This is a genomic window from Enhygromyxa salina (assembly GCF_000737335.2).
Classification (GTDB): domain Bacteria; phylum Myxococcota_A; class Polyangia; order Nannocystales; family Nannocystaceae; genus Plesiocystis; species Plesiocystis salina_C.
Genome location: NZ_JMCC02000137.1, coordinates 20480 through 28098 on the forward strand (window position 1 = coordinate 20480; position 7619 = coordinate 28098).

At 68.4% G+C, this 7619-nt stretch carries 4 protein-coding genes and 1 pseudogene; 2 read left to right on the forward strand and 3 right to left on the reverse strand.

All coding sequences use genetic code 11. The features are described from left to right. Positions 1-136: 136 nt before the first annotated feature. The 3 genes from leuS to DB30_RS36470 all read right to left on the reverse strand — a co-directional run bounded on the left by leuS (position 137) and on the right by DB30_RS36470 (position 6248). Positions 137-2836, reverse strand: a complete 2700-nt coding sequence (gene leuS / locus DB30_RS36460) for a leucine--tRNA ligase (protein ID WP_052557966.1) — start codon at positions 2834-2836, stop codon at positions 137-139. Between the two features lie 89 nt (positions 2837-2925). Beyond that, the gene (locus DB30_RS36465) at positions 2926-4080 is read right to left on the reverse strand and encodes an acyl-CoA dehydrogenase family protein (RefSeq protein WP_052557968.1); all 1155 of its coding nucleotides are present in this window, start codon (positions 4078-4080) and stop codon (positions 2926-2928) included. Continuing rightward, positions 4080-6248, reverse strand: coding sequence for a M13 family metallopeptidase (locus tag DB30_RS36470; protein WP_052557970.1), 2169 nt, complete (start codon positions 6246-6248; stop codon positions 4080-4082). The genes DB30_RS36465 and DB30_RS36470 overlap by 1 nt, the downstream gene beginning before the upstream one ends. Before the next feature lie 137 nt (positions 6249-6385). On the opposite strand from DB30_RS36470, the gene DB30_RS36475 reads away from it, so the two are divergent. Further along, complete coding sequence (locus tag DB30_RS36475) at positions 6386-7243, forward strand: ABC transporter ATP-binding protein (protein WP_052557972.1); 858 nt, start codon at positions 6386-6388, stop codon at positions 7241-7243. Then, positions 7240-7619: pseudogene (locus DB30_RS36480) on the forward strand (hypothetical protein); the annotation flags it as partial. The gene DB30_RS36475 and the pseudogene DB30_RS36480, both read left to right, overlap by 4 nt.

Consider the following 7619-nt stretch of genomic DNA (forward strand, 5'->3'; position numbering starts at 1 on the left):
CCCCTTCTAGGGGGCCAATCATGCCATCGCGCACAAGCGGCCCGTTGGGAGCGAGCGAAGCGAGTGACCGCGAAGTGCGAAGGCGCCTGTGGGGGTCATAGAAGGCCCGCGAAGTGCGAAGGCGCCTGTGGGGGTCCTAAACCACAACGTTGACGAGCCGACCGGGCACGTAGATGACGCGCTTGGGCGACTTGTCTCCAACGAAGCGCGAAACCGCCTCGGACGCCATGGCGAGCGCGGTGATCTCGTCCTTCGCCTGCTTCGGATCCAGGCTCGCGGGGATCTCGAGCTCGCCGCGGCGCTTGCCGTTGACCTGGAGCACCAGGGTCCAGGTGTCCGCGACCAACATCGCAGGATCCGCCTTGGGCCACGGCTCGTAGGTCAACGACGCTGAGTTGCCGAGCGCGCGCCAGAGCTCTTCAGCCAAGTGTGGCGCAAATGGCGCTAGCAGCTGGCAGAAGATCCCCGCGGCGTCGCGACCCAGGGTCTCGTCGTTCTTCTCGATGTCGCGGACGAACACCATCAGCGAGCTGATCGCCGTGTTGAAGGCCATCCGCTCGACGCGCTCGGTGACCTCGGCGATCGTCCGATGCAACAAGCGGCGCTGCCGCTCGCTGCCCTCGCCCTGTGCCAGCGTGCGCGCGCGATCTTCGGCGTCCTTGGGCGACTCGAAGAACAACCGATAGGCCCGACCCAAGAACCGAAAGCAGCCGGCCACGCCCTCGGGTTGCCACGGCGCGCTGGCCTCGAGCGGGCCCATGAACATCTCGTAGAGGCGCATCGTGTCGGCCCCGTACTCGGCGATCACCTCGTCGGGGTTGACCACGTTGCCGCGGCTCTTGGACATCTTGTCCCACTGGATCGTCAGCGGCTCGCGGGTCTGCTTGTGGACGTACTCGACCACGTCGCCGAGCTGGACCTCTTCGATCTCGTCGCCAACGAACACGCGCTTGGGGCCGGCCGCGACTTGCGGATCACGCGGGACATAGGTGGCGCCAAGCACCATGCCTTGGTTGACGAGCTTCTGGAACGGCTCGCGGGTGGACACGTGGCCGAGATCGAACAGGACCTTGTGCCAGAACCGGGCGTAGAGCAGGTGCAAGACCGCGTGCTCGGCCCCGCCAACGTACAGATCGACGGGCATCCAATATTGTTCGGCCTCGCTCGACCACGGCGCGTCGGCGTTGCGGGGATCGCAAAACCGCAGGTAGTACCAGCACGAGCCGGCCCACTGCGGCATGGTGTTGGTCTCGCGGCGCGAGCCATCGGGCAGCTCGACCCACGCGAGCGCCTTGGCCAGCGGCGGCTCGCCGGTCTCCGAGGGGTTGAAGTCCTCGACCTCGGGCAGCTCGACGGGGAGCGCGTCCACGCCGACCGAGGCGACCTCGCCGCTTGGCTTGTGGATCAGCGGGAACGGCTCGCCCCAGTAGCGCTGCCGCGAGAACAGCCAGTCGCGCAGCTTGTAGTTGATGCGCGCCTCGCCCTTGCCGTTGTCGGCCAGCCACTGGGTGATCTTGGCCTTGGCCTCTGCGGTGGGCAGATCGTTGATCAGGCCCGAGTTCACAGCGACGCCGGGCTCGGGGTAGGCCTGCGCTTGCACGTTGATCGAGTCGCCGCCCGAGTCACCCGGTGCGGGCGCGACGACTTGGACGATCGGCAGCCCCATCGTCGTGGCGAACGCGTGGTCGCGCACGTCGTGGCCGGGCACCGCCATGATCGCGCCGGTGCCGTAGCCCATCAGCACGTAGTCGGCGATCCAGATCGGGATGCGCTGATCGTTGACGGGGTTGATCGCGTAGGCGCCCGTGAACACGCCGGTCTTGTCGCCCTCGGCCGCCGCGGCTTGGCGCTCGCGCTCGGTCCGGTGGGCGGTAGACGCAACATAGGCTTGGATCGCGTCGCGCTGCGCCGCCGTGGTGATGGTCTCGACCAGTGGGTGCTCGGGCGCGAGCACCATGTACGTGGCGCCGAACAGGGTGTCGGGTCGGGTCGTGAACACCCGCAGCTGGGACGCGGGCCCTTGCTTGGCCTCGAGCTCGAACACGACCTCGGCGCCCTCGGATCGCCCGATCCAATTGCGCTGCATCTCGAGCACGCTGGTCGGCCAGTCGAGATCCTCGAGGTCGTCGATCAGCCGCTGGGCGTACTTGGTGATCTTCAGCATCCACTGGTGCATGGGCACCCGGATGACCTCGTGGCCCGCCTCGACCTGCTCGGCGACCTCTTCGTTGGCCAGCACCACGCGCAGATCCGGGCACCAGTTGACCGGGGCGTCGTGCAGGTACGCGAGCCGATGCTCGTCTTGGTAGGCACGAACGGCCGCCTCACCCTGCGCTTGGACCTGCGCGGGGATCGGCAGCTCGGCGATCGGTCGGGCCTTGCCCTGATCCTGGTCGTACCAGCTGCCCCAGACCTGCAAGAAGATCCATTGGGTCCACTTGAAGTACTCTGGGTCGGTGGTCGCAATCTCGCGCGACCAGTCGTACGAGAACCCCAGCATCTTCAGCTGCCGCTTGAAATTATCGATGCACTCGTAGGTGCGATCGCGCGGGTGGGTGCCGGTCTTCATCGCGTAGCGCTCGGCCGGCAGACCGAAGCTGTCCCAGCCCATCGGGTGCAGCACGTTGAACCCGTTCATCCGCTTGTAGCGGGCCATGATGTCGGTCGCCGTGTACCCCTCTGGGTGGCCAACATGCAGGCCGCTGCCGCTTGGGTACGGGAACATGTCGAGCACGTAGTACTTGGGGCGGGTGCGATCGACCTCGGCCTTGAATGTCTCGTGCTCGTCCCAAAAGGCCTGCCAGCGCGGCTCGATGGTGGCGTGGTCGTACGACATGGAGGGGGGAAGCTACGAGGTTTCGCTGGGCGCGGCTAGCCCCGAAGCCAGGGACGCGCTCGGCGCGGGGGTTCCGGGGGGACAGCGAACTACCGCAGATACCCAAGCTGGCGGGCCGCGAGCTCCTTCATGATCTCTTCTGCCCCGCCGCCAATGCTCAACACCTTGGTCTCCCGATAGATCCGCTCGGACTTGACCCCCCGGATGAACCCGGCGCCACCGAGGATCTGCACCGCATCCTTGGCGCACTGCTCGACGCACCGGGTCGCGAGGTTCTTGGCCATGCAGACCTCGGCGATCGGGACCTCGCCGCGATCCAGGCGCCAGGCAAGATCGTCGAGCATGCACTCCACGGCGCGGATCGAGGTTGCCATGTCGACGAGCTTGTGACGGATGACCTGGTGGCGGACCAGCGGCTTGCCAAAGGTCTGGCGCTCGCGGGCCCAGGCCAGCGCCTCTTCGTAGCAGACCCTGGCCATGCCCAACGCGATGGCGGCCAACATCATCCGCTCGTTGTTGAAGTTGACCATGATGCCCATGAAGCCGCTGTTCTCGGCGCCGATCAGGTTCTCGGCGGGCACCTTGCACCCATCAAAATACAGGCTGGCCGTGTCGGAGCACCACCAGCCCATCTTGTCGAGCTTGGCGCGGGTCAGGCCCTTGGTGTCCCCCGGGATCGCCAGCAGCGAGATGCCCTGCATGCCGGGGCCGCCGGTTCGGACCGCGGTGGTGATCCAGTCGGCGCGCATGCCCGAGGTAATGAAGGTCTTGCTGCCGTCGACGATGAAGTGATCGCCCTCGCGGCGGGCGGTGGTCTGCAGGTTGGCCACGTCCGAGCCGCCCGAGGGCTCGGTGATCGCCAGCGCGATGATCTGCTCGCCCGCGATCACGGGCGGGGCGATGCGCTGCTTGAGCGGCTCCGAGCCCAGGGCGATGATCGGGGGCAGGCCGATGCCGTGGCTCATCAAGCTGGCGATCACGCCGCCCGATCCAGCCCGGCACAGCTCTTCGGTCAACAGCATGGCCGCGAACGCGTTTACGGGGGTGCCGCCGTAGGCCTCGGGGAAGCCCATCCCCAGCAGGCCAAGCTCGCCAGCGGCTTGGTAGAGCGCGCGCGGAAACTCGCCGGCCTCCTCCCACGCGTTGATCTGGGGCTCCAACTCGCGCTCGACGAAGCCCCGCACGGTCCGGCGCAGCTGCTCGTGCTCGTCGGTCCAGCCGGGGTGCTTGCGGGGGAAGGCCATCACCAGATCTCGCAGCGATCGGGCGGGTTCATGGGGGTGCCCTCGGCGCACGAGAACGCTTGGGCGAACTCGGGCAGATCCACAAGCGGGCCAACCGCCCGAAACGGCCCGGGCGAGTGCGAGTCCTCGAGCAGGCGGCGCTGCAGCTCGAGGTCCGCGGTGTGCTGGCACCAGTTTTGCGCCCACGCGACGAAGAACACCTGCTCGTTGCTCATGCCCTCCACGACCGCCGGATCCCCGCCCTGCTCGGCCGCCCAGGCCTGGTACGCGAAGTAGGCCTCTTTGACCCCGCCGATGTCGGCGATGTTCTCGCCAGCGGTGAGCTCGCCGTTGACGAACTTGCCGGGCGCGGCCTCGTAGCCGTTGTACTGCTCGACGACGCAGGCGACCCGCTGCTCGAAGGCCTCGGACACCTGCGGCTCCCACCACTGCGTCAGCCGACCGGTCGCGTCGTACTTGCGGCCCTCGTCGTCGAAGCCGTGGGTCAGCTCGTGGCCCGCGACCGCTCCGATCCCGCCAAAGTTCATGACCATCGGCTGGTTGGCGTCGAAGAAGGGCGGCTGCAGGATCCCGGCCGGGAACGCGATCTCGTTGTTGGTTGGGTTGAAGTAGGCGTTGACCAGCGGGGCCGGCATCAGCCACTCGCTCTTGTCGACGGCCTTCTCGATCTTCGCGGCCTCACGGATCGCGTGGGCGCGCTTCTCGGCCAGCACGTTGCCGAGGTGGTTGGCGCCAGTGATCGCAACGTCTTGGTAGGTGCGCCACGCGTCGGGGTAGCCGATCTTGCGGCCCATGGCGTCGATCTTTTGCTGGGCCCGGCCGCGGGTGGTGTCGTCCATCCACTCGAGCTTGGGAAAGCTCGCGGCCATCGCGAGGTTGATCCGCTCGATCATGTCGTTGGCGATCTCTTTGGCGTCGCCCGCGAACGCCCGCTCGACGTAGGCGGGGCCGATCAGATCCGGCAGCGCCCACATCACGGACTGCGTGCAGCGCTTCCACAGCGGCGGCTGCTGATCGACGCCGGTCACCAGCTTGGTGAGCTCGAAATTGGCTTCGCCGATCGCCGTGTCGAGATCCTCGGCGGTCGCGTGGATCAAGCTCCAGCGCAGGTAGGCCTGCAGCTCGGCGAGCGGGCGCTTGTCGATGAGCTTGGCCATCGCGGCGAGGTAGTCGGGCGTACGGATGTTGAGCGCCTGGGTCCGCGGCAGCCCAGCCCCCTCGAAGTAGGCGTCCCACGCGACCCGCTTGGCCCGCTTGCCGAGCCCCTTGAAGCCCTCTTTGTGATAGTTGGCCTGGTCATCGCGCAGCTGAACCGGCGTCATGGATGCCGCCGCCAGCTCGGTCTCGATCGCCAGCACCAGCTTGGCGTCGGTCGCGGCCTGCTCGCTGGTCGAGCCGGCCAGCGTCAGCATGGTCGCGATGTGTCGCTCGTAGTTGGCCAGCAGCGCGCGCCCCGAGTCGCCTTCCGGGCCGGCGGGCGGCAGGTACATCTCGCGGCTCGGCAGCGCGAGCCCGGCCTGCGAGAAGATCGCCATGTTCTGATCCGGCGCGTCCATGTAGTCCGCGTCGACCCCGACGATGAAGAACGGCGGCGCGGCCGGCATGCCCAGCCAGCCGATCCGGCCCCAGACCGAGGCGTGCAGCTGGCCCAGCACCTTCATCAGGGCGCGCTTGTCCTCGATGCCGTCAATCAGCGCGAGCGACTCGGCCAGCCCCGAGATCCCCGCTGCGTCGCGCGCGGGCATGTCCATGCAGGCGTTGTAGTAGTCGCCGAGCTGTTGGGTGGAAGGATCGGCGCCGCCAGCCTTGGCCGCCGCGCTCGCGTTGTTCAGCAGCTCGCGGAGCACCGCTTCGTTGTGCTCGGAGACGGTGTCGAAGCTGCGGCCGTAGCGGGACTTGTCGGCCGGGCGCTCGTGGGCGGCGAGCCAGCCACCGCAGGCGTACATGTAGAAGTCACCGCAAGGATCGACGCTGGGATCGATCGAGGCGACCAAGCCGTCAACCCCGGTGCTGGGGACCTCCGCGGGGACCACGTCCGTGGGTTCGGCCGGCGACGAGGCGGGCTCAGGGGACTCGACGGGGGTCCCCCGGTCACAGCCGGCCCCCGCGGCGCCGGCGAGCACCAGCAGACAAACGGACATCGATGACTTGGCGATCACTCCACGCATGCGGCCGAACCATGCCAGACCGCGGGGATCACCGGGCCCCTGCGCGCCGGGCCGCCAACGTGAGGTTGCGTGCAGGCATCGCGCCGCGGGGCTGTGCTCCGCTCGCCCGCTCGCGGACCCTATACTGTGCGCCCCCGGTGCTCGAGCTCATCGACCTGCGAAAGACCCATGGCCGCACGCTCGCGCTCGACGGCGTGTCATTGCGTGTTGGCGCTGGCGAGATCGTGGGCCTGCTCGGGCCCAACGGCGCGGGCAAGAGCACGCTGGTGTCGATCACGGCGGGGCTGTTGCCGGCCGATCACGGCGAGGTGCGCCTCGATCTCCCGGGCGGGCGGGGCGGCTCGCCGCGCGATCCGGCGGTCCGGCGGCAGATCGGCCTGGCACCCCAAGCGCTGGCGCTCTACGACGAGCTCAGCGGCGCCGAGAACCTGCGCTTCTTCGCCGGGCTGCACGGCTGCGCGGGCCAGCAGCTGCGCGTGCGCGTCGACGCGGCGCTCGAGTTCGTGGGGCTCAGCGAGCGCCGCGAGGATCGGGTCAAGACCTACTCGGGCGGGATGGCACGACGGCTCAATTTGGCCGCCGCGCTGGTCCACGACCCTGCCCTGCTGCTGCTCGACGAGCCGACCGTGGGCGTGGATCCGCAGTCGCGCGCGCACCTGCTGGACAACATCGAGCAGCTGCGCGCGCAGGGCAAGGCTGTCCTCTACACCACCCACTACATGGAAGAAGCCCAGCGGATCTGTGACCGGGTGGCGATCATCGATCATGGCCAGCTGCTCGCCGTCGATCGCCTCGACTCCCTGCTGGCAAGCCACGCTGGCAAGCCGCAGCTGGTCGTCGAATTTCCAGACGGCCGCGAGACCGTGGAGACCGACGACCCGCTCGCGTCCCTCAACGCGCTGGCCAAGGACCGCGCGCCGCTGGGGTTTCGCGTCGAGCGACCCACCCTCGAGCAAGTGTTCTTGCAGCTGACCGGACGGAGCCTGCGCGAATGAACGCGACCCTGCGCGCGATCTGGTCGGTGATCGTGAAGGACCTGCGCCTGCTCTCGCGCGATCGCGGGGCGCTGTTCTTGACCTTTGCGTGGCCGCTGGTCCTGGCGAGCTTCTTCGGGGCGCTGGGGCCGGGGTTTGGGGCGCAGCTCGACGACGGCGACGCGGAGCAGGCCGCGGCGATGACGGTGCTGATCGTCGATCAGGATCACAGCCGCGCGAGTGAGGCGTTGGTCGCCGAGCTCGACGCGGATCCCCGCGTCACGCTCGAGCCGGCCAGCCTCGACGCTGCCCGCGAGCAGGTGCGCAGCGGCGAGCGGCCCGCGTACGTTCACCTCGAGCCAGGGTTCGGCGCGGCGCCCCATCGCCTGCTGGATCC

Bases quoted from the DNA above. Each gene is read 5' to 3' on its own strand.
- leuS (WP_052557966.1), bottom strand. From the start codon at position 2,836: ATGTCGTACGACCACGCCACCATCGAGCCGCGCTGGCAGGCCTTTTGG.
- DB30_RS36465 (WP_052557968.1), bottom strand. From the start codon at position 4,080: ATGGCCTTCCCCCGCAAGCACCCCGGCTGGACCGACGAGCACGAGCAG.
- DB30_RS36470 (WP_052557970.1), bottom strand. From the start codon at position 6,248: ATGCGTGGAGTGATCGCCAAGTCATCGATGTCCGTTTGTCTGCTGGTG.